Origin of the sequence: Streptococcus oralis subsp. oralis (assembly GCF_002096445.1) — a bacterium.
In the GTDB taxonomy this organism is placed as follows: domain Bacteria; phylum Bacillota; class Bacilli; order Lactobacillales; family Streptococcaceae; genus Streptococcus; species Streptococcus oralis_N.
Map to the genome: position 1 here is coordinate 1,295,023 of NZ_NCUK01000013.1, position 20,880 is coordinate 1,315,902.

At 43.9% G+C, this 20,880-nt stretch carries 19 protein-coding genes, 1 riboswitch and 2 other annotated features; of the genes, 5 read left to right on the forward strand and 14 right to left on the reverse strand.

The genetic code is table 11. The features are described from left to right. Positions 1-5: 5 nt before the first annotated feature. From B7721_RS09700 to B7721_RS09745, 9 genes are all read right to left on the reverse strand, one after another. The gene (locus tag B7721_RS09700) at positions 6-572 is read right to left on the reverse strand and encodes an aminodeoxychorismate/anthranilate synthase component II (protein ID WP_000601900.1); all 567 of its coding nucleotides are present in this window, start codon (positions 570-572) and stop codon (positions 6-8) included. After that, positions 569-1,930, reverse strand: coding sequence for an anthranilate synthase component I (gene trpE / locus B7721_RS09705; RefSeq protein WP_084878823.1), 1,362 nt, complete (start codon positions 1,928-1,930; stop codon positions 569-571). Before trpE ends, B7721_RS09700 begins: the two co-directional genes overlap by 4 nt. A gap of 377 nt (positions 1,931-2,307) precedes the next feature. Then, positions 2,308-2,533: a binding site (T-box leader), on the reverse strand. Continuing rightward, on the reverse strand, positions 2,530-3,708 hold the full coding sequence (gene trpB, locus B7721_RS09710) for a tryptophan synthase subunit beta (protein ID WP_084878825.1): 1,179 nt from the start codon (positions 3,706-3,708) through the stop codon (positions 2,530-2,532). Its footprint overlaps the feature before it by 4 nt. A 66-nt stretch (positions 3,709-3,774) precedes the next feature. Beyond that, positions 3,775-4,000: a binding site (T-box leader), on the reverse strand. Between the two features lie 40 nt (positions 4,001-4,040). Then, a complete protein-coding gene (locus tag B7721_RS09715; protein WP_042902634.1) occupies positions 4,041-5,270 on the reverse strand; it encodes a DegT/DnrJ/EryC1/StrS family aminotransferase in 1,230 nt (409 codons plus the stop codon). A 42-nt stretch (positions 5,271-5,312) separates the two neighbouring features. Next, the gene (locus B7721_RS09720; protein ID WP_049479912.1) at positions 5,313-6,005 is read right to left on the reverse strand and encodes a sugar transferase; all 693 of its coding nucleotides are present in this window, start codon (positions 6,003-6,005) and stop codon (positions 5,313-5,315) included. A 206-nt stretch (positions 6,006-6,211) separates the two neighbouring features. Next, entirely contained in the window at positions 6,212-7,954 is a 1,743-nt protein-coding gene (locus B7721_RS09730) for an ABC transporter ATP-binding protein (protein ID WP_049479913.1), read from the reverse strand. Next, positions 7,944-9,689: an ABC transporter ATP-binding protein gene (locus B7721_RS09735; protein ID WP_084878826.1), complete on the reverse strand. Its 1,746-nt coding sequence runs from the start codon at positions 9,687-9,689 to the stop codon at positions 7,944-7,946. Before B7721_RS09735 ends, B7721_RS09730 begins: the two co-directional genes overlap by 11 nt. 206 nt (positions 9,690-9,895) lie before the next feature. Beyond that, entirely contained in the window at positions 9,896-10,531 is a 636-nt protein-coding gene (locus tag B7721_RS09740; protein WP_000174434.1) for a DUF421 domain-containing protein, read from the reverse strand. Further along, complete coding sequence (locus B7721_RS09745) at positions 10,528-10,983, reverse strand: DUF3290 family protein (RefSeq protein WP_000675325.1); 456 nt, start codon at positions 10,981-10,983, stop codon at positions 10,528-10,530. The genes B7721_RS09740 and B7721_RS09745 overlap by 4 nt, the downstream gene beginning before the upstream one ends. 133 nt (positions 10,984-11,116) lie before the next feature. Here B7721_RS09745 and B7721_RS09750 point away from each other — a divergent pair, with 133 nt between their 5' ends. From B7721_RS09750 to B7721_RS09765, 4 genes are all read left to right on the forward strand, one after another. Continuing rightward, complete coding sequence (locus B7721_RS09750) at positions 11,117-11,944, forward strand: exodeoxyribonuclease III (protein WP_084878828.1); 828 nt, start codon at positions 11,117-11,119, stop codon at positions 11,942-11,944. Between the two features lie 11 nt (positions 11,945-11,955). Then, positions 11,956-12,342: a bleomycin resistance protein gene (locus tag B7721_RS09755; protein WP_084878830.1), complete on the forward strand. Its 387-nt coding sequence runs from the start codon at positions 11,956-11,958 to the stop codon at positions 12,340-12,342. A gap of 133 nt (positions 12,343-12,475) precedes the next feature. Next, positions 12,476-12,571: riboswitch (purine riboswitch) on the forward strand. A gap of 431 nt (positions 12,572-13,002) precedes the next feature. Beyond that, complete coding sequence (locus B7721_RS09760) at positions 13,003-13,584, forward strand: xanthine phosphoribosyltransferase (RefSeq protein WP_084878832.1); 582 nt, start codon at positions 13,003-13,005, stop codon at positions 13,582-13,584. Continuing rightward, positions 13,584-14,846 carry a nucleobase:cation symporter-2 family protein gene (locus B7721_RS09765; protein WP_001171644.1) on the forward strand — a complete coding sequence of 421 codons (1,263 nt, stop codon included), beginning with the start codon at positions 13,584-13,586 and terminating at the stop codon, positions 14,844-14,846. The genes B7721_RS09760 and B7721_RS09765 overlap by 1 nt, the downstream gene beginning before the upstream one ends. A 32-nt stretch (positions 14,847-14,878) precedes the next feature. Here the strand turns inward: B7721_RS09765 and B7721_RS09770 are convergent, their stop codons facing one another. The 3 genes from B7721_RS09770 to B7721_RS09780 form a co-directional block, all read right to left on the reverse strand. Then, the gene (locus tag B7721_RS09770) at positions 14,879-15,283 is read right to left on the reverse strand and encodes a PaaI family thioesterase (RefSeq protein WP_000651223.1); all 405 of its coding nucleotides are present in this window, start codon (positions 15,281-15,283) and stop codon (positions 14,879-14,881) included. 69 nt (positions 15,284-15,352) lie between these two features. Beyond that, the gene (locus tag B7721_RS09775; RefSeq protein ID WP_084878833.1) at positions 15,353-16,834 is read right to left on the reverse strand and encodes a UDP-glucose--hexose-1-phosphate uridylyltransferase; all 1,482 of its coding nucleotides are present in this window, start codon (positions 16,832-16,834) and stop codon (positions 15,353-15,355) included. Positions 16,835-16,852: 18 nt separating this feature from the next. Next, positions 16,853-18,031 carry a galactokinase gene (locus B7721_RS09780; protein WP_084878835.1) on the reverse strand — a complete coding sequence of 393 codons (1,179 nt, stop codon included), beginning with the start codon at positions 18,029-18,031 and terminating at the stop codon, positions 16,853-16,855. A gap of 164 nt (positions 18,032-18,195) precedes the next feature. Between B7721_RS09780 and galR the strand changes: the two genes are divergently transcribed. Then, positions 18,196-19,197 (forward strand): DNA-binding transcriptional regulator GalR, encoded by a 1,002-nt coding sequence (galR, locus tag B7721_RS09785; protein WP_084878837.1) that lies wholly within the window; start codon positions 18,196-18,198, stop codon positions 19,195-19,197. 67 nt (positions 19,198-19,264) lie between these two features. On the opposite strand, the gene B7721_RS09790 is transcribed toward galR, so the two are convergent. Further along, the gene (locus B7721_RS09790; RefSeq protein ID WP_000833748.1) at positions 19,265-20,302 is read right to left on the reverse strand and encodes a zinc-binding dehydrogenase; all 1,038 of its coding nucleotides are present in this window, start codon (positions 20,300-20,302) and stop codon (positions 19,265-19,267) included. After that, on the reverse strand, positions 20,303-20,656 hold the full coding sequence (gene nmlR, locus B7721_RS09795; protein ID WP_001022628.1) for a stress response transcriptional regulator NmlR: 354 nt from the start codon (positions 20,654-20,656) through the stop codon (positions 20,303-20,305). Positions 20,657-20,880: the final 224 nt, after the last annotated feature.

The following is a 20,880-nucleotide window of genomic DNA, read 5'->3' on the forward strand; positions in this document are numbered from 1 at the left end:
TTTCCTCACTTTACAACCTTCTCGATAAAATTCCGAATAGAAGACAAGCCATCTGGCGTTCCGATGCTTTCTGGATGGTACTGGAAGCCATAAATCGGCAGGCTTTTGTGTTGAATTCCCATAATAGCTTGGTCATCAGTCGAACGAGCTGTCACTTCAAAGCCTTCTGGCATTTCTTCAATCAAAATACTGTGGTAACGCATGACTGGACGACCATCCTCAATCCCCTGATACAAAACAGATGGCGCTTCAAAGCTAATATGGCTCTGTTTCCCATGCATGACTTTTGGAGCCAAGCCTAGCTTCCCACCAAAGACTTCTGCGATAGCTTGATGACCCAAACAAATCCCTAGAATCGGCTTCTTACCTGCAAAGTCACGAATCATGTCTTCCATCTTTCCAGCATCAACCGGCCAACCAGGACCGGGAGAAAAGACCAGACCATCTGCTTTTTCAGCTTCTTCATACAGCTTGGGATCATCATTTCTCAAGACCTGCACTTCTGCAAAATTCCCAATGTACTGCGCCAAGTTATAGGTAAAAGAATCATAGTTATCAATCAATAAAATCATGGTCTTAGTTCTCCAATTCTAGTCATAGATTTAGCCTTGTTAATGGTTTCTTGGTATTCGTTTTGGGCGATGGAGTCATAGACAATCCCTGCCCCAGCCTGCACATAGGCTGTTTGATCTTTGAGAATCATGGTTCGGATGGCAATGGCGAAATCCATATCACCCGTCGCAGACAAGTAGCCGATTGCTCCTGCGTATACGCCTCGTTTTTCCGTCTCCAGTTCATAGATGCGTCTCATGGCCCGAATCTTTGGTGCTCCTGAAACTGTTCCAGCTGGAAGTGTAGCTTTCAAAGCATCCATGGCAGTGAGGTCTGGAAGCAAACGTCCCTTGACCACGCTGGTCAAATGCATGACATAGCGGAAGAGCTCCACTTCCATATACTTGGTGACTTGAACACTGGCCGTTTCAGAGATGCGGCCGATATCATTGCGCCCCAAGTCTACCAACATCCGATGTTCTGCTGTTTCCTTCTCATCAGAAAGCAGGTCTGTCGCCAAGGCCTTGTCCTCTTCATCCGTAGCCCCTCTTGGTCGCGTACCTGCAATCGGATTGGTTGTCACAATGCCATTTTTGACAGAAACCAAACTTTCAGGACTGGCACCGATGATTTGATAATCCCCAAAATCATAGAAATAGAGGTAATTAGATGGATTGGTCACGCGGAGATTTCTGTAGAAGTCAAATGGATTTCCAGTAACTTCTGCTGAGAAACGCTGGCTGAGCACGCATTGGAACATATCACCATTACGAATCAAGTCACGAGAAGTTTCCACCATTTCCTCAAACTTCTGAGGAGCGATATGCGGTTTGAAGTTCAACGGAGATAGATCCAAATCTTCAAATTCATTTGGAGCAGGAATGCGTAATTCCTCAAGCACTTGGTTCAAGGCTTTTTCCAAATCTTCTTGACTGCGATCGCTATAAAGAGCATCCTCTATGACATGAATTTTTTCTTTCTTGTGGTCAAAGACCATATAACTCTCATAGACAAAGAAATGCATGTCTGGCGTTCCAATGGTATCCTCAGGGATTTGGCCAATTTCTTCATAAAGAGAAATCATATCGTAACCGACAAAGCCAATAGCTCCCCCACCAAAAGGGAGATCTGAATGGTGTTGGCTCTTATGAGTCACTTCATAAAGGAAATCCAAAGGATCCCGATCAATCACTTGACCATTTTGATAAAGGACTCCATTTTCAAACTGAATCTCAAAAACAGGATTATAGGCTAGGATAGAAAAACGAGCGGTTTCCTTGTCTCTCGGAATACTCTCTAGGATAACCTTGTGTTGCCCTTTTAAGCGCATATAAGCCAAGATTGGTGATAAGACATCTCCATGAATGATTCGTTCCATTGTAATTTCCCTTTCAGTTTCTTATTTTTAATTTTTGGTCTTTTTTCTATTTCCCTTAAATAGTGCGGACGGGAGGTAAAATTATCCAGTGGATGATTTTAGAAATCCATGAAATGAAAGACCTAATTTTCGAGCTCCTCGCTCATTCATTTCTAGGCTCAGGCTAAAATAGTTCCCCAAACTATTTTACTCTCAAAAATTCCGTTCTAGAGAAGCATCTTTGCTTCTCTAGAATACCACTATAGCGGGAAATAGCGGGTCAATGCTCACTTCGTTAGCAAATATTTTATAGAAATCTATCTAGTGATGAAGCATAATTTAAAACTGATAGCCATATCTACGATAAATATATAAAAATCCCCACGCAAAATAACTTGCGTGAGGACGAAATTCGCGGTGCCACCTCAATTATAGGATTTCTCCTATCTCTCATTCCTGTCTCAGAACTTTCCTATAACAGGCTGTGCGATAAAGGGCACTCCCTTGAGAATTATGTTTTCTTCTCTTGTTTCAAATGGACCCAACCTTACAGCATTCTCTGCTTGTTTCCAGCAACCACAAGCTCTCTGGGAAAGAAAGTACTGTAATTTTTCCATCTTTTATTTTTTAGCTTCTAGGTAGTCTGCAATCGCAGCTACGTCCTTGTCTCCACGACCAGAGACATTGATGATGATAATGTCATCCTTACTAAGTTTCGGTGCACGTTTGACTGCTTCTGCGATAGCGTGCGAACTTTCAATCGCTGGGATAATCCCTTCTGTCTTGCTTAGAAGGAGCAAGGCTTGAACAGCTTCTTCATCTGTCGCTGCTACGTATTCCACGCGGCCTGAATCTTTGAAGTAGGCGTGTTCTGGGCCAACGCCTGGATAGTCCAATCCAGCTGAGATAGAGTAAACTGGAGCCAGCTCTCCGTCTTCCTTAAAGACTGCATAGGTCTTCATACCATCGACAATTCCGACACTACCCTTTGTCATAGTAGCTGCGTGCTTGTCTGTATCAAGTCCATGCCCAGCAGCTTCGACCCCAACCAATTTGACTTCTTCATCAGCCACATACTGTGAAAAAGCACCGATAGCATTAGAACCACCACCTACACAGGCAATGACGTAGTCTGGTAAACGGCCTTCTTTTTCTAAGATTTGACGACGAGATTCTTCACTGATGACCTTTTGGAATTCATGAACAATGGTAGGATAAGGATGAGGTCCCACAGCCGATCCCAAAACGTAGAAGGCTTCAAGGTCATTCATCCATGCTCCAAAGGCTGCATCGACCGCATCCTTGAGAGTTCGTGTCCCCGTTTCAACTGCGTGAACGGTCGCTCCCATCATCTCCATACGGAAGACATTGAGACGTTGACGCTCCACATCCTCTGCCCCCATGTAGACATCACAGGCCATACCAAACTTGGCTGCAGCCGCTGCTGTCGCAACACCATGTTGACCAGCTCCTGTTTCTGCGATCACTCGCTTTTTGCCCATTCGTTTGGCAAGAATAATTTGTCCTAAAACATTGTTGAGCTTGTGAGAACCAAGGTGGTTAAGATCTTCGCGCTTGAGATAAATCTTAGCTCCACCTAGGTGGTCTGTTAAACTTTCCGCAAAATAAAGCGGTGTTTCGCGACCAGAATAATCCTTCAAGTAATGGCGAAATTCTGCCAAAAACTCTGGATCATCCTTGTACTTGTCAAATGTCACTTCCAACTCATCCAACAAAGCCTGAATCGGCTCCGGTACAAAACTACCACCAAATTGTCCAAAATAACCTTTAGTTGTCATAAAATTTTTCCTCTTTCAGTATTGATTTCAAGATATGAAAAAGCCCACACACAGAATCCACTTCCGTGTGAGGGCGTTGGTAACGCGGTGCCACCTCAATTATAAAGGGACTATTCCCCTTTACATCTCTGCCTTGTCTAACAACAAGTTGCACTGTAAGGTGTGCGCACCGAATTTTCATTGTTTCAAATTCATTTTTAAAATCAGCCCACTTTCACTACTTCCAACCACCTGTTCACAATCACCACAGGCTCCCTGAAGATCAAAAATAGTTACTTTTCTGATTTGTTGAAAATATTATATGCTATTCTCCGCTTTTTGTCAAGATTTTTTTATGATTTTTTTCCAGAACCGAGGATTTCTTCGGAAATTCTCACCAAAGTCTGAACTATATAGTCTACTTCTTCATCGCTTAATTTTGTATGAAGAGGAAGCGTAATTTCATTTTCAAAGAAGGCATAGGCTCTTGGATAATCTGCCATATCAAAACCAAGATTCTTATAGGCTGTCAAGAGCGGAAGCGGTTTATAGTGTACATTACTTGCAATTCCTGCTTTGGCCAATTCTTGGATGATGAGGTTGCGCTCTTCTAGGCTAGCACCTTCAACATGGGTGATGTAGAGGTGGCGTGAAGATTCGACAGTATCAGTCTTGTGTGCCAGTGGGTGAATACGAGTACCCGCAAAACCACGATCATAGCGGTCCACGATGTCCTTACGACGTTGTAGCAAAGCTGGGTAACGATCCAATTGTACCAAACCAATCGAAGCCATGATATCAGTCATATTGCACTTGTAGGCCGGTGTAACGATATCGTATTCCCATGAACCCAGTTGCATCTTGGCAAGAGCGTCTTTGGTTTGACCATGAAGGGAAAGGATTTGGAATTCCTTATACATCTCTTCGTCATCAATCGCTGGATTGGCTTTCCAAGTCGCACTTCCTCCCTCAGCCGTTGTAAAGTTCTTAACGGCGTGGAATGAGAAGGAAGTAAAGTCAGCGATCGAACCAGCTGGTTGCCCTTTATAAGTTGATCCCAAAGCATGGGCACTATCAGAGACAATCACGATACGGTTAAAGGCTTTTTGCCACTTGCTAGCAGCTGTAAAGAGATCCCGTTTTTTCTCCACGACTTGGAACAAACGGTCATAGTCGCAAACAATTCCTGCAAGCTCAACCGGAATAATCACCTTGGTCTTTTCAGTAATAGCTTGCTCAAGCAAGTCATAGTCCATTTCAAAAGTATCTGCTTGGATATCCACCATGACAGGTGTTGCTCCCACGTGTGTGATGACACTACATGAAGCTGTATAGGTCATAGCTGGAACGATGACTTCATCACCAGGGCCCACTTCCAAAACACGCAAAATCAACTCAAGAGCAGCAGTCGCAGAGTTGAGGCAGACAGTCTTAGGTGTCTGTGTGTATTGAGATAAGCGACGCTCTAGTTCTTTTGTCTTTGGCCCAGTTGTAATCCAACCAGAACGCAGGGTATCCGCTACTTCAGCAATTTCTGCTTCCGTAATATCGGGTGGTGAAAATGGAATATTGTAATTTGGCATTGATTTGCTCCTTTTATCTGTACTCATTTTCTCATGACTACTTTATTTTAGTACTTCAAACACGGTTTGAAACATGATTTTAATGTCTCCAAGGAAACTAAACTCTCGGAGATAGGCGAGATTATAGCGCATCTTTTCAGGAAGAACATGTTCTACATAGGCTTGGTCAACTGACAGACCTTTCTCCGTCATTTGACTGATGATCGTATCCTCATCCTTGTAGTTGATGCTGGCTGGAGAGGTAATCCCTGCTGGCAAGAGCAAGGTCGCCATCATTTCAGGGCTGTACTGCTCTGTGTAACGTGGCACTTCAGGACGGGTCCCTACAAAGGACATCTCGCCTTTAAGGACATTGACCAGCTGAGGTAGTTCGTCCAAACGCACACGGCGAATGAAATTCCCCACTTTGGTAATACGGCTATCGTTAGCAGAAGTCACCAGACTTCCTTTTTTATCCGCATCCGTTACCATAGTACGGAACTTCCAAATCTTGAACGGACGGTTGTACTGGGTCACGCGCTCTTGCTTGTAAATGACTGGTCCCTTGCTATCCAACTTGATCCAAATGCTCAAGATAAGAAAGATGGGAGAAGTCAAAACTAGCAAAAACAGGGCCAGAACCCAATCCAGGAAACGCTTGAAAATCAGCGAACCCTTCCTTTTAGAGACAAGCTGGTAATAAGACTCAACCTCGCTTGATTGCATTTCCACGGGCAAGTCTTCCCATTTCAGCATGCTGTTTCTCCTTTGTTTTTATTATACTATTTGTCAACATTTTTCATTATACCACAAAATGGAAAAGGCGGTGAAAGAAATCTGTAATTTGAAGGATTTCCTTCTTATGCTCAATGAAAATCAAAGAGCTAGCCGCAGGCTGACCAATGTACAGCTTTGAGGTTGCAGATAAAGCTGACATGGTTTGAAGAGATTTCCAAAGAGTATTAGGACATAGCTCCAGCCTGCAAGCTATACATCTTGTGATAGGTTCCTCCCAAGGCCAAGAGTTCCTCATGGGTTCCACTCTCGATGATACGCCCCTTGTCCAAGACGTAGATGCAGTTGGCGTCTTGGATGGTCGAAAGGCGATGAGCAATAGCAATGGTCGTCCGACCCTGTCTCATCTTAGCTAGGGAATCTTGAACCAAACTCTCTGTTTCAGAGTCAATATTGGCTGTCGCTTCATCCAAAATCAGGATTTTAGGCTGACTGGCGACTGTTCTAGCAAAGGCAAGAAGCTGGCGCTGGCCAGTAGAAAAGCTCGAACCACGCTCGGAAACGGGGGTATCATAACCCTGCGGAAGGTCCTGAATAAAGGAATCTGCATCCACAAAGGCAGCCGCAGCCTGGACCTCTTCATCACTAATGTCTTGGTACATGGCGATATTGGACTTGATAGTCCCGTGATAGAGGAAGGGATCCTGTAAGACCAAACCGATATTCTTTCTCAACTCTTCCTGACTGTAGTTCCTGATATCCACACCATCCAAGAGAACGCGGCCTGACTGAAATTCATAAAAGCGCATGAGGACATTGATAATGGAAGATTTCCCCGAACCTGTATGCCCTACAAAGGCAATGGTTTCACCCTTCTTAACTGAAAAGGAAATATCATCTAGAATCTGGTGTTTTCCATCATATGAGAAACACACGTGCTCAAACCGAATATTACCTTCTGTAATCTTTGCTTGGCTATCCTTTTGAAGGGGTTCATAGGTCCTCTCGTCAATCAAGGCAAAGACACGTCCAGCTGAGACCATAGAAGTTTGAAGGGTTGAAAAGTTTTGCGTCACCTCAATCAAGGGGTCAAAGAGCCGATTGATGTACTGGATAAAAGCATACATGGTTCCTGCTGTTATTCCCAGATAAAGCCCGCGGTAACCAAAGTAGGCCATCAAGACTGCATATCCTAGGAGTTTCAGCAAACTCATGGCAGGTCTCAAAAAGAGGGCATCCAAGGCCACAGAACGGTTGGCATAGACCAAGTGTTCTTGGTTGATTTCATCAAATTCTGCTTGCAGGCGATTCTCTTGGTTGAAGGCCTGGATAATCCTGATTCCCTCGATATTCTCTGCCAGCTTACTATTGATATCTGACAAGAGACTTCTGGTTTTTTCGATGATTTTCACTGACTTTTTCCGATAGAGATTGACTAAAAGGAAAATCAAGGGTAGAAAGAGCAAAACTAAAGCTGTCAAACGAAAATCCAGCACCAACATGGTATACAGAGTTGTCAGAAAGATGAAAACTGCTGAAATAAAGCTGGATAAAATTCCCGAAAACATATCACTGATGGTCTCAGTATCATTGGTCAAACGAGAGACGATGGAACCTGCTGGCGTCTTGTCAAAATAAGACATGCCCAGTTTCTCCATATTGGCAAAGGCATCGTGACGAATATCTCTGACAATACTGTAGGACACCCGCGCAAAGAGAAGATTGCCGACATACTGGACCAGAGTTTGCAGGATATAGAGGCCATAGTAGGCCAATAAAACTGTAATAGCAAGATGGTTTAGGTTGCTGAGGTACTGGTCGATAAAGTGGGAAGCCACAAGGGGAATGACACTTTTAATGATTGTAGTCACGAGGAGAAAACTGAGTGCCAAAAAGGTCAGGAGGCCATAGGGCTTGAGATAAGACATCAAGCGCTTCAATACAGCCAATTGTTCTTTCTTATTCTGCATCTTCTTCTCCTTTCATTTCCAACTGCTGAGACTGGTAGGTTTGGGCATACCAGCCATTCAGGACTAGCAAGTCATCGTGCTTGCCCCGTTCGATAATTTGACCATTTTGCAGAACCAAAATCAGATCTGCATGGACAACTGCACTGAGTCGATGTGCTGTAATAATAGTTGTCTTGTCCTTGCGCGTCTCCTTGAGATTGTCGATAATCGCATACTCTGTCTTGGCATCCACGGCTGACAAGGAATCATCTAGAATCAAGATATCAGGGTCTAAAATCATAGCCCTACTCATAGCCAGACGTTGCTTTTGACCACCTGAGAGACTGACTCCCTTTTCACCGATCAGCGTATCAAATCCCTGAGGCATGTCCACAATATCTTTATAAACTTGAGCTAGTTTAGTCGCTTCCTCGACCGCTGAAAGGGGCAAATTAGGATTGCCGAAGCGGATATTGTCTAAGATAGAGGTCGCAAAGAGAAACTGATCTTGAGGGACATAGCCCATGAGACCACGAAGGTCTGTCAGACGATAATCACGAATATCGTGATCGTTTAGATAAATAGCTCCCTTATCCACATCGTATTCACGCAAGAGGAGCTTAATCAAGGACGTTTTCCCAGAGCCTGTCTGTCCGACCAAGCCTAGGGTTTGTCCTTTTTCTAAACTAAAGTGAATATCCGTCAGTGTCTCCTCATTTTCAAAGGCAAAGCTGTCAATAGCGTACTCCAAACGTCCATTTTCAATACCGTCCAGAGGAAACTCAGGGTCTTTTACAGGTGATTCCTGAGATAAAAGTTCCTCAATCCGTTGGTAAGAAACCTTGCCTCGCTGAGTGATATTAAAGAGGAAACCAATGGCCATAAGAGGCCAAACTAGCATATCCAAGTAGCTGATAAAGGTGACCAGATTCCCAACCGTGATTTGCCCTTTCTGAACCATCAAAGAGCCGACCAAGAGAGTTAAAACATAGGACGAACCAACAAACAAGAGAACCATGGGGTCAAAGAGACTATCGTATTTCATGGTTTGGAGATTCTTTTGGAAGGTCAATTCATTGACCGCTTGAAAGGACTTCAACTCATCCGCCTGATAACCGAAAGACTTGGTCACCTTGATACCTGATACCGACTCCTGTACCTTGTTATTGAGTTCAGAAAAGGCAGCTTGAGATTCGCCAAAGGCCTTGTGGGTCTTTCTCCCTAGACGACTGGTCGCATAAGCCATGAAAGGCAAGGGAAGAATGGCAACCAAGGTCATTTGCCATGAGATGCTAAAGAGCATGGTCAGCAAAGTCACCAGAGCCGTGATGGAAGCATCCACTGCTGACATGACTCCGCCACCTGTGAGACGAGTTAGGGCATTGATATCATTGGTGGCGTGTGCCATCAGGTCCCCTGTCCGATAGGTTTGATAAAAGGCTGGCGACATTTTAGTAAAATGCTCAAACAATCGAGACCGCATAATCTGCCCCAGACGATAGGATGTCCCGAGGATATACATGCGCCAAACATAGCGCAGATAGTACATCCCAAAGGCTGCCAGCAGTAGATAAAATAGATTTAGAAGGAGATCCTGCTGGGTTAATTGTCCCCCAGTGATGGCATCAATCACCCGTCCCATGACCATGGGGGGAATAAGGTTGAGGACGGAAACCAAGACCAAAGCCACAATCCCGACTAGATAACGGCGTTTTTCTAACTTGAAAAACCACCAGAGTTTTTGAATAATGGACATAAAATCCCTTTCTGATTGCAAATGGAAACCTGAGGCCAAGACTCAATGAAAATCAAAGAGCAAACTAGGAAACTAGCCGCAGGCTGCTCAAAGCACTGCTTTGAGGTTGTAGATAGAACTGACGAAGTCAGTAACCTACATACGGCAAGGCGACGTTGATGCAGTTTGAATTTGATTTTTGAAGAGTACAAGACCCCAGGTTTTTCTTATTCATAAGTTACGACTGAGACGACACCCTTGTCATACTCAGCGATAAAGATATTGGCCACATTGTCATACCCTTGTTTACTGAGGTTATCAAGCAGCCATTCTTCGCTGCGACCAATGGTCTCCAAAATTTCGACTTGGATAACACCGTCTGTGACAACAGGATACTTGGGATTCTCATCTCCCATTTGGACTACGATGAGTTGACCGTTCTGCTCCTGCATAGCGCGTTTGACTTGTTTCATTTGGAAAATTCCCTGGCTACGGAGCTTAAGTGCTACGTCCGCTGCTGATAAACCAACCGAACGGCAGGCTTCTGGATCAATCTTCCCATTTTTGATGAGCAGAGTTGGCTTCCCATCAATCAAACGTTTCACAAAGTGAACATTATTGTTCAGCCATTTGAGAGTCAAGACCAGAATGGTCCACATAATCAGGATAACTGCATACTGAAGGATACTGATGGCACTATTGTAAATCACCCCACCGATGATACCCCCGAGTACATAGTTCTGAATTTGGTCTATCGCTGAGTTAGGCGCTAGGTTACCCTTTCCTGTCACATTGATTACAAAAACCAGAGAAAAGAGACCCAAGGCTAGTTTGATTAAAATTTCGATATAATTGAGTGTCATTTGTTCACCTCCACCAGTTCAATTGCATCTGTTTTATACAATTCGACATTCTCTAGCAGGTACTTGTCTGGCTCACTTCCGTTCAAGGCACGATAATAGCGATCTCCCACCTTGATAAGTGCGCCATCCGTGTCCGCAGAAGTATTGACATAGACCTCTGACTTGTCTACTCCCAATTCTTTGGAAACAAGCTCGATGAAATGAAGTGAAGCTTGAAATTTATTATTAGATACTTGATTGTTTTGATAAGTTGTGATGCTGACCAAAAGGAGAGCTAATAAGGTCAAAGCTGAAATCATGACCAACTCACGAAATTTGGTCCCCTTTTTATCATGATAAGCCTTGAAAGCTAAAAATCCTGTCACAGCTAATAGGACAATCCCTAAACCAAGCATGATGCCATTTTGCTGACCAATTTGGCTGAGGACATAGTCATAAGAATAGAATTTCATGTGTTTTCACTCCCTTTCATAAAATCATTCTTAATTATAAACGAAAGAGGGTGATTTTTCAAACCATACGTTGGGGAAATACGCCTTTTTTTGGTATAATATAGTCTGTAATCTGAATGAAAAAGGTAAGTTTATGAAACTCATATCATGGAATATCGATTCCCTCAATGCAGCCCTAACGAGCGACTCAGCTCGTGCAAAATTGTCCCAAGAGGTCCTACAAACCTTGGTAGCCGAAAATGCTGATATTATCGCTATCCAGGAAACCAAGCTTTCTGCAAAAGGGCCTACAAAGAAACACTTGGAAATTTTAGAAGAACTCTTCCCAGGTTATGAAAATACTTGGCGTTCCTCTCAAGAACCTGCTCGCAAAGGCTACGCTGGAACTATGTTCCTCTATAAGAAAGAACTCACACCAGCGATTAGCTTCCCAGAAATCGGTGCTCCTTCTACCATGGACTTGGAAGGCCGCATCATCACCTTGGAATTTGATACATTTTTCGTAACCCAAGTATACACACCAAACGCTGGCGATGGTCTCAAACGCTTGGAAGAGCGTCAAGTCTGGGATGTCAAATACGCTGAGTATTTGGCGCAACTAGACAAAGAAAAACCAGTCCTTGCGACCGGTGACTACAACGTGGCTCACAAGGAAATCGACCTTGCAAATCCTGCCAGCAATCGCCGTTCACCTGGTTTTACAGACGAGGAGCGTGCTGGATTTACCAACCTTTTGGCAACTGGATTTACTGACACCTTCCGCCATCTTCACGGCGATATCCCAGAGCGCTACACTTGGTGGGCACAACGCAGCAAGACTTCTAAAATCAACAATACAGGCTGGAGAATCGACTACTGGCTCACTAGCAACCGCGTGGCTGACAAGGTGACCAAGTCTGACATGATTGACTCGGGTGCGCGTCAAGACCATACGCCCATTGTATTGGAAATTGAACTCTAAGGAGAAAGCTAATGGATTATCAAGCTGTCATTCCTGAATTTGTAGTATCTGACCTCGAAAAGTCACGCCACTTCTACTGCGATTTGCTGGGATTTTCTGTCGAATACGAGCGTCCAGAGGAGAAATTTCTCTTCCTCTCGCTTGAAGACTGCCAACTTATGCTAGAAGAAGGCAGCGCAGAAGAATTAGCCCAACTAACCTATCCTTTCGGGCGCGGTGTCAATATTTCCTTTGGTATCAAGGAGGTCCCCCAGCTCTACCAAAAACTGCTGGAAGCTGACTATCCTATCCATCGTCCGCTGACCAAAAGAGAATTTCGAGTGGGAGATAGCTTTATTTACCCTCATGAATTTGCGATTTTGGATCCTGATGGTTATTTTTTAAGATTTAGCGAATAGAAGAATAAAAGGCTACAATACTTTCTAGCCTTGCAGCCTTTTATTCGTTCGCTTTTATGATCTATTTACTAACAAAATATTTGATTTATAAAGCTAATTGGTGTAAAATAAAAACATTGGCAGTAGCCTATTTAAAATTGAATATCATTTTACTTGTTTATGTCGTGAATTGGCACGACGTTTCTACAAGGTGCCGGAACACCTAACAATGAGTATGTCAGCTTGAGGTATGGTTTTGGCCATGCCTATTTTGGGGACTTACTTAGGGGATTAAGTAGGTCCTTTTTTAGTATTTTGCTAAGGCTAGCCTTCAAGGTTAAATATAATATTTTTAATATTTCCCTTATTTAGTGCGGACGGGAGTGAAATTATCCTGTGGATAATTTCAGGAATCCAGGGAATTTCATCCCTAATTTTTGAGCCCCTAGCTCTTTCATTTCTAGGCTTAGGCTAAAATAGTTCCCCGAACTATTTTACTCTCAAAAATCCCGTCATATACAATAACAAGATTATTGTATATGATACCACTACAGCGGGAAATATCTAGTAAAACTCGCTTCGCTCGCACTAGTATTATACATATACATTATTAGCAAACTAAATCACTATAGAAACATCTAGACAAGCAAATGAAGCATCTTTTAGACTTTAGGAGGTCTTATGAAATTATTAGAAGAGCGCATCCTTGAGGATGGGCATATCTTGAGTGACAACATCCTCAAGGTGGATTCCTTTTTAACCCATCAAGTTGACTTTAGCTTGATGCGAGAGATTGGTAAGGTATTTGCGGACAAATTCGCTTCTGCTGGCATTACCAAGGTCGTAACCATTGAAGCGTCAGGTATTGCCCCAGCTATTTTTACAGCAGAAGCCTTGAATGTCCCCATGATTTTCGCCAAGAAAGCTAAAAACATCACCATGAACGAAGGAATCTTAACTGCCCAAGTCTACTCCTTTACCAAGCAGGTGACCAGCACCGTTTCCATCGCTGGAAAATTCCTCTCACCTGAGGACAAGGTCTTGATTATTGACGATTTCCTTGCTAATGGCCAAGCGGCCAAAGGCTTGATCCAAATCATCGAACAAGCAGGAGCAAAAGTTGAAGCGATTGGTATCGTGATTGAAAAATCTTTCCAAGATGGTCGTGATTTGCTTAAAAAAGCAGGATATCCCGTCCTATCACTGGCTCGCTTGGATCGTTTTGAAAATGGTCAGGTCGTATTTAAGGAGGCAGATCTCTAATGCAAAAACAAGAAAAACATTCACAAGCAGCCGTTCTTGGCTTGCAACACTTACTAGCCATGTACTCAGGTTCTATCCTGGTTCCCATCATGATTGCGACAGCTCTTGGCTATTCAGCTGAGCAGTTGACCTACCTGATCTCCACAGATATCTTCATGTGTGGGGTGGCCACCTTCCTTCAACTCCAACTCAACAAATACTTTGGGATTGGACTACCAGTCGTTCTCGGAGTTGCCTTCCAATCCGTCGCTCCTTTGATTATGATTGGGCAGAGTCACGGTAGTGGGGCTATGTTTGGTGCCCTTATCGCATCAGGGATTTATGTGGTTCTGATTTCAGGTATTTTCTCAAAAGTTGCCAATCTCTTCCCATCTATCGTAACAGGCTCTGTCATTACCACGATTGGATTGACCTTAATTCCTGTCGCTATTGGAAATATGGGAAATAATGTCCCAGAGCCAACTGGTCAAAGCCTTTTGCTTGCAGCTATCACTGTTCTGATTATCCTCTTGATCAACATCTTTACCAAAGGATTTATCAAGTCTATCTCTATTTTGATTGGGTTGGTCGTTGGAACTGCTATTGCTGCTTCCATGGGCTTGGTTGATTTCTCCCCTGTTGCGGCAGCACCGCTTGTCCATGTCCCAACTCCTCTCTACTTTGGGATGCCAACCTTTGAAATCTCATCTATTGTCATGATGTGTATCATCGCAACGGTGTCTATGGTTGAGTCGACTGGTGTTTACCTGGCCTTGTCTGATATCACGAAAGATCCAATCGACAGCACGCGCCTGCGCAACGGTTATCGTGCAGAAGGTTTAGCTGTCCTTCTCGGAGGAATCTTTAACACCTTCCCTTACACAGGATTTTCACAAAACGTTGGGTTGGTTAAATTGTCAGGTATCAAGACCCGCCTGCCAATCTACTACGCAGCTGGTTTCCTAGTCCTCCTTGGACTCCTTCCTAAGTTTGGTGCCCTCGCCCAAATCATTCCAAGCCCTGTCCTTGGAGGGGCCATGCTGGTGATGTTTGGTTTTGTTTCCCTTCAAGGGATGCAAATCCTCGCCCGCGTTGACTTTGCTAACAATGAACACAACTTCCTTATCGCAGCTGTCTCCATCGCTGCAGGTGTCGGACTCAACAATAGTAATCTCTTTGTCAGCATGCCAACAGCCTTCCAAATGTTCTTCTCAAACGGAATTGTCGTAGCCAGCTTACTAGCCATTGTTCTCAATGCAGTATTAAACAGGAAGAAGAAATAAGAAAAAGAGGTGTGAGCCTCTTTTTTGTTTATCTATATCCTTACCTGTCTGTCTTCTGACCGCTGGCCTGTGACAAACATGGTAAAGGTGGCTTTGCAGACATTTCTGCCTTCTTGATTGGTAATATCCACATCCACGACACAGGTTGTGCGACCTTGATGGACACATTCTCCTTTAATGGTCAGCACATCGTCGAGTTTTCCTGCTTTGAGGTAGTTGATAGAGGACTGAAGCGTCACTCCATCAAGCCCTAGTGAAATGACCACCAAACCACTGATCTGGTCACAAAGAGTGAAGAGATAGCCACCATGGGCATTGCCATAATAGTTGAGCGACGAGTCCACTACTTTGGTCGTCACCACAACGTGACCATCTCTCATTTGTTCAATTTCGTAATTTTCAAAGGCCGATATAGCGTCAAAATGAAAATCTTTCATCGTTTCCTCCTGATAGTTCAAACGACACTATGATACTACTTTTTATAGGACTGTGCAAGGAGAAAGCTCCTAGTCTGGTAAAATTCCTACCTGTTCTACAAAGCGCATAAAGGCTACCTGTCCTTGTTCCGTCTGCTTGTAAACCCCTGCGTCCTCCAAAACACGCGCAAAAATAGCGCCCACAGAGTCCTTGACGATTTCAAGGGCTTTTTCTTTATCCGCTAGGTCCGGATGTTGATCTTTGAGCTGGTCTGCCCATTCCTGATGATAAGAGGCAACTGCTTCATCATCGCCTACAAGATAGCTGGCAACTTGCTCCACTTCTGCTTTCAGACGTGGTGGTAAGATAGCCAAGCCCATGACCTCAATCAAGCCGATATTTTCCTTCTTGATATGTTGGACATCCTTGTGGGGATGATAGATGCCATCCGGATGCTCTACCGAAGTCTGATTGTCCCGCAAGACCAAGTCCAATTCAAACTGTCCATCTCGTTTACGGGCAATGGGTGTAATGGTGTGATGCGGTGTCCCGTCTGTCTCTGCTAAAATCTGGACTTCAGGGGCTGAATACTGGCGCCATTCCTGCAATATCTTATCAGCCAAGTTGATCAAATCCTCTTTAGAATCCGAGGTCAAACGCAGCACTGACATAGGCCACTTGACAATCCCAGCCTTGACTTGCTCAAATCCAGCAAAACAGAAAGTCTTTTGCATGGGAGCCAATTCCATAGGAAATACGTGACGGCCTCCCTGATAGTGATCATGAGTCAGAATAGAGCCTCCCACGATTGGAAGGTCGGCATTCGAACCTGCAAAATAGCCTGGAAATTGCTCTACAATCGCCAGCAGGCGCTCAAAACTCTGACGACTAATGGCCATGGGACGGTGCTGGCCGTCTAAGAAAATACAGTGCTCATTAAAATAAGCATAGGGCGAATACTGGAAGCCCCACTCCTGACCCACCATTTCGAAACGGATAATGCGGTGATTGCTGCGAGCTGGGTGGTTTATCCGACCATGGTAGCCCTCATTCTCTAGACAAAGCTGACACTGAGGATAATTGCTAGCTTGCACCAACTTAGCTGCCGCAATCTCCTTTGGATCCTTTTCAGGTTTAGAGAGGTTAATGGTAATCTCAAGCTCCCCATAGTCTGATGGAACGCGATAAGCAATATTTTTAGCAATGGCCTTGAGTTTGATGTAGTCATTTTTCTGACTGAGCTGATAAAAATCCCCTATCGCCTGCTCAGGAGAGTGAGCATAGGTTTCCCAAAAGTTACGATTAACCTGACTTGGACAAGGGGTCACCAAGTCCATCAGTTCAGCACCAAGGATTTCACGCGCAGTCTGACTATCCTCAATCGTCTCTAATCGAACCGCCTCCTCGACAAGCTGGTCCTTGAGGTCAATCACTTTATCCAAATCCGTCTCAATTTCCAAAACACCTTCGCCTACTCGTGCTAAAACACGATTGGTCAGGTAGATTCGATCCATTTCTTCGAATGAACTTTCAGAAATGACATGTGTTACAAATTTATCTACTAAGGTCACTATAGAGCCTCCTTTTGACTAGTCAAGGACGCGAGTGCCACCTGCAACTTCAGCGATATAGAAGCTTGGAGCGTATCCAACGACTTCCTCATAATGCTTGCCTACAGCTTCTTTAAAGGCCTCAACAGTATCTTTTTGCACCAAGGCAATGGCACAGCCACCAAAACCTGCTCCTGTCATACGAGCACCGAGAACACCTTCTTGATCCCAAGCTGTGTGGACAAGTGTGTCCAATTCCAAACCAGTTACTTCATAGTCATGTTCTAGAGAGACGTGAGAAGCATTCATCAAGCGACCAAATGTTTCCAAATCACCTGCTTGAAGGGCTGCTTGAGCTTTAAGGGTACGTTGGTTTTCAAGCACAGCATGGCGAGCACGTTTCAAACGATTTTCATCTTTAATCAGATAGCTGTATTGATCAAAAGCCCACTCGTCCAATTCACCCAAGGTCTGAATGTCCAAGGCAACTTGCAATTCTTCCACTGCTTTTTCACACTCAGCACGACGTTCATTGTACTTAGAATCCGCCAGTTCACGGCGTTTGTTGGTGTTCATAATAACAACGACATTGTCTTTCAAATCAAGTGGCACCAAGTCGTACTCCAAAGTGTTGGTATCTAGGTAAATAGCACGTTGGTCTGCCCCCATACCGATAGCAAACTGATCCATGATACCAGAGTTGACTCCGATAAAGTTGTTTTCTGTTTGTTTTCCGATTTTAACCAAATCCAAACGCTCTAGTTTTAAATCAAAGAGATGCTCTGCCACGACCCCTGTCAAGAGTTCCAAGGATGCTGATGAAGACAAGCCAGCACCATTTGGGATATTCCCATAAACATAAAAATCAAACCCTTTGTCAATCACATGTCCAGCTTCTTGCAAGAAATGAAGAACCCCTTTTGGATAGTTGGTCCAGTTGTGCTCTTTTTCAAACTTGAGGTCAGCAAGAGGCACTTCGATGATACCCTTGTCCTCAAAGTTGGCTGAGTAGAAACGCAAGACTTGGTCGTCACGTTTGCGAGCCGCCCCATAAGTTCCCAAGGAAATAGCTGCTGGGAAAACATGTCCACCATTGTAATCCGTGTGTTCACCAATCAAATTGATACGACCTGGTGAAAAGAAAGTTTGGTCTGCTTCTTGACCAAAAACGGCAAGAAAGTCTTTGCGAAGGGCTTCAGTAGTAAGATCTTGTGTCATATGAATTCTCCTTTAACTGTCCGTTAAGTCGCCTTAACGTGTAATCGTTTTCTTCTATTGTATCCAAGACTTTTACCAAGGTCAATCCTTTTTACTAAAGTTTTACTAAATAATCGGTAAAAAGAAGAAAAATATGATATACTAACCTAAAAGGAGGAGGATTGATGGCTACCTTAAAAGACATTGCACAGCTAGCCTCTGTCTCTATCGCGACCGTATCTCGTGTCCTCAATCGCGACCAGAGTCTATCTGTTACAGAAGAAACCAGACACCGTATTTTAACTGTCGCTGAAGAGCTGGGCTATACTAAGCACCTCAAGACAGGCGAATCCCACAAACCCAAGCAAAAGATTGCCATTATCCAATGGGTCAGCGAACAAGGGGAGTTGGACGATCTCTACTACTACCAGATTCGCCTCGGTATTGAAAAAAGAGCCCAAGAGTTGGACTATGATATCTTGCGCTATTTCAACGACCATCCTTTTACTCTGAGCGAAGAAGTGATTGGCATTCTCTGCATCGGAAAATTTAGCCGAGCACAGATTGCAGCCTTTGAAGAATACCAAAAACCTTTAGTCTTTATAGACAGTGATACCCTCTCGTTGGGACACACCTGTATTATTACTGACTTTTACACTGCTGTGAAACAAGTTGTAGACCATTTCCTCAGCCAAGGGATGAACCGTATCGGAATTCTCACAGGTCTTGAGGAAACAACCGACCAGGAAGAAATTATCCAGGATAAGCGGCTAGAAAATTTCAAAGACATTACCCAAGCAAAAGGAATCTACCATGAAGAACTGGTCTTTCAGGGGAGCCTTACTGCCCAGTCTGGCTATGACTTGATAAAGGAGGCCATTCACAAGTTGGGAGAACAACTCCCACCAGCCTTTTTCGCTGCCAGCGATAGTTTAGCCATCGGCGCCCTCCGTGCTCTCCAAGAAGCTGGAATCAGCCTACCAGACCGCGTCAGCCTCATTTCTTTTAACGACACCAGCCTGACCAAGCAGGTCTATCCTCCCCTCTCTAGCGTCACCGTCTATACCGAAGAAATGGGCCGAGCAGGTATGGATATTCTTAACAAGGAAGTTCTCCACGGTCGCAAAATCCCTAGCCTAACCATGCTGGGAACCAGACTGACTTTGAGAGAAAGTACGCTGCCATAACTCAACAAATATACCAACGCAAAAAATCCTAATAGGGAGTCCCAAATCTCCATTAGGATTTTCATTGTTAATCCATCACAATCATAGACTTAATGGTCTTGCGTTCATCCATATCTTTATAAGCCTGGTCAATATCTTCCAATTTATAACTTGATGTAAAGACACGGCCTGGATTGATGTCTCCATCAAGAATCGCTTTTAACAAAACTTGTTTGTCATAAGTAGTAACTGAGGCTGCTCCACCTGCCACTGAAATATTTTGAGCAAAGGTAGAACCGAGCGCACGGTTATTGTAATGAGGAACACCAACGAAGCCTAAACGTCCACCATTGTGAAGTACTCCAAGGGCTTGATCTACGGCTGCTTCAGTCCCAACACATTCAAGGGCTGCATCTGCTCCACCACCAAGGATTTCACGGACTTTGGCAATTCCCTCTTCGCCACGTTCAGCCACAACAGCTGTCGCACCTGATTCCAAGGCCATCTTTTGGCGATCTTCATGACGACTCATAAGGACAATTTGAGAAGCTCCACGCATCTTAGCTGCAATGACAGCGCATTGCCCAACAGCCCCGTCACCAATCACCACAACCTTATCCCCTTTTTGCACATTAGCAACACGCGCTGCATGATAGCCAGTCGGCATGACATCAGCAAGTGTCAAAAGTGACTTGAGCATGCCTTCGCTATAATCTGAAGGTTGACCTGGAATTTTCACAAGTGCCCAATTAGCAAAGTGGAAACGGATATACTCAGCCTGGACACCACCTGACCAATTGGTGCCAATATGGCGGTCACAAGTCCCATCATAGCCAGCGCGACAGGCATCACACTCCCCACAGCCATGGGTGAAAGGTGCAATGACAAAATCTCCCGGTTTGACCGTTGTAATAGCCTCTCCGATTTCTTCGACAATTCCAATGGCTTCGTGCCCACTATTTTGATGGCCGGATTCAATATCTGGATTACGGTAACTCCAGAGGTCCGAACCACAAACGCAAGTACGGACAATGCGGATAATAGCATCATCTGCTTCTATAATTTGCGGACGTTCAATTGTAGCAAGTCCAACCTGGCCTGCCTTTGTATATACTGCTGATTTCATTTAAAATTTTCCTTCCTTGTAAAGTTTAATTTTGTGATTTAAGCGATTTAAAGCCGTCTGTAACTGAGACAAGCGCTCCTCTAATTTTTTCTTTTCCTCTTCTAAAATACCAAGCCTTTCCTCTCTCGTTTCATCCCCCTTTTGGTAGAGCGACATATAGTCAACTAAACTGTCTACAGAGACACCCGCCGAACGGAAACACTTAATAAATTCCAGTGCTTCTATATCCTGATCTTGAAAGTCACGAATTCCAGTCGCGGTTCGAGTAATCGGTGGCACAAGACCAACTCGCTCATAATACCGAATCGTATCCGCTGAAATTCCTAATAAATCGCTGGCAGATTTAATATTCATATACTAGCCTCCTTTCATTATCTTCACTGAATTTAAGCAACTATAACTCATTCATCTTATTATACAACTTTGAGTTGACTCCAAGTCAAACTTTTTGCATCTAATAGAAAAATTTTTTAAATTACCAAACAACTAAGTAAAGTTTATACAGAGCCTTATAGGATCAAACTTTTAAAATATTTAAACAGTAAATAAAATACTCTATTTCAAATAACATAGGGGCT

Coding starts and splice junctions, on each gene's coding strand:
- B7721_RS09720 (WP_049479912.1), bottom strand. CDS start 6,005: ATGCTGAAATGGGAAGACTTGCCCGTGGAAATGCAATCAAGCGAGGTT.
- B7721_RS09700 (WP_000601900.1), bottom strand. CDS start 572: ATGATTTTATTGATTGATAACTATGATTCTTTTACCTATAACTTGGCG.
- B7721_RS09765 (WP_001171644.1), top strand. CDS start 13,584: ATGCAAAAACAAGAAAAACATTCACAAGCAGCCGTTCTTGGCTTGCAA.
- B7721_RS09755 (WP_084878830.1), top strand. CDS start 11,956: ATGGATTATCAAGCTGTCATTCCTGAATTTGTAGTATCTGACCTCGAA.
- B7721_RS09715 (WP_042902634.1), bottom strand. CDS start 5,270: ATGCCAAATTACAATATTCCATTTTCACCACCCGATATTACGGAAGCA.
- B7721_RS09745 (WP_000675325.1), bottom strand. CDS start 10,983: ATGAAATTCTATTCTTATGACTATGTCCTCAGCCAAATTGGTCAGCAA.
- B7721_RS09730 (WP_049479913.1), bottom strand. CDS start 7,954: ATGCAGAATAAGAAAGAACAATTGGCTGTATTGAAGCGCTTGATGTCT.
- B7721_RS09760 (WP_084878832.1), top strand. CDS start 13,003: ATGAAATTATTAGAAGAGCGCATCCTTGAGGATGGGCATATCTTGAGT.
- trpE (WP_084878823.1), bottom strand. CDS start 1,930: ATGGAACGAATCATTCATGGAGATGTCTTATCACCAATCTTGGCTTAT.
- trpB (WP_084878825.1), bottom strand. CDS start 3,708: ATGACAACTAAAGGTTATTTTGGACAATTTGGTGGTAGTTTTGTACCG.
- B7721_RS09740 (WP_000174434.1), bottom strand. CDS start 10,531: ATGACACTCAATTATATCGAAATTTTAATCAAACTAGCCTTGGGTCTC.
- B7721_RS09780 (WP_084878835.1), bottom strand. CDS start 18,031: ATGACACAAGATCTTACTACTGAAGCCCTTCGCAAAGACTTTCTTGCC.
- B7721_RS09790 (WP_000833748.1), bottom strand. CDS start 20,302: ATGAAATCAGCAGTATATACAAAGGCAGGCCAGGTTGGACTTGCTACA.
- galR (WP_084878837.1), top strand. CDS start 18,196: ATGGCTACCTTAAAAGACATTGCACAGCTAGCCTCTGTCTCTATCGCG.
- B7721_RS09735 (WP_084878826.1), bottom strand. CDS start 9,689: ATGTCCATTATTCAAAAACTCTGGTGGTTTTTCAAGTTAGAAAAACGC.
- B7721_RS09750 (WP_084878828.1), top strand. CDS start 11,117: ATGAAACTCATATCATGGAATATCGATTCCCTCAATGCAGCCCTAACG.
- B7721_RS09770 (WP_000651223.1), bottom strand. CDS start 15,283: ATGAAAGATTTTCATTTTGACGCTATATCGGCCTTTGAAAATTACGAA.
- nmlR (WP_001022628.1), bottom strand. CDS start 20,656: ATGAATATTAAATCTGCCAGCGATTTATTAGGAATTTCAGCGGATACG.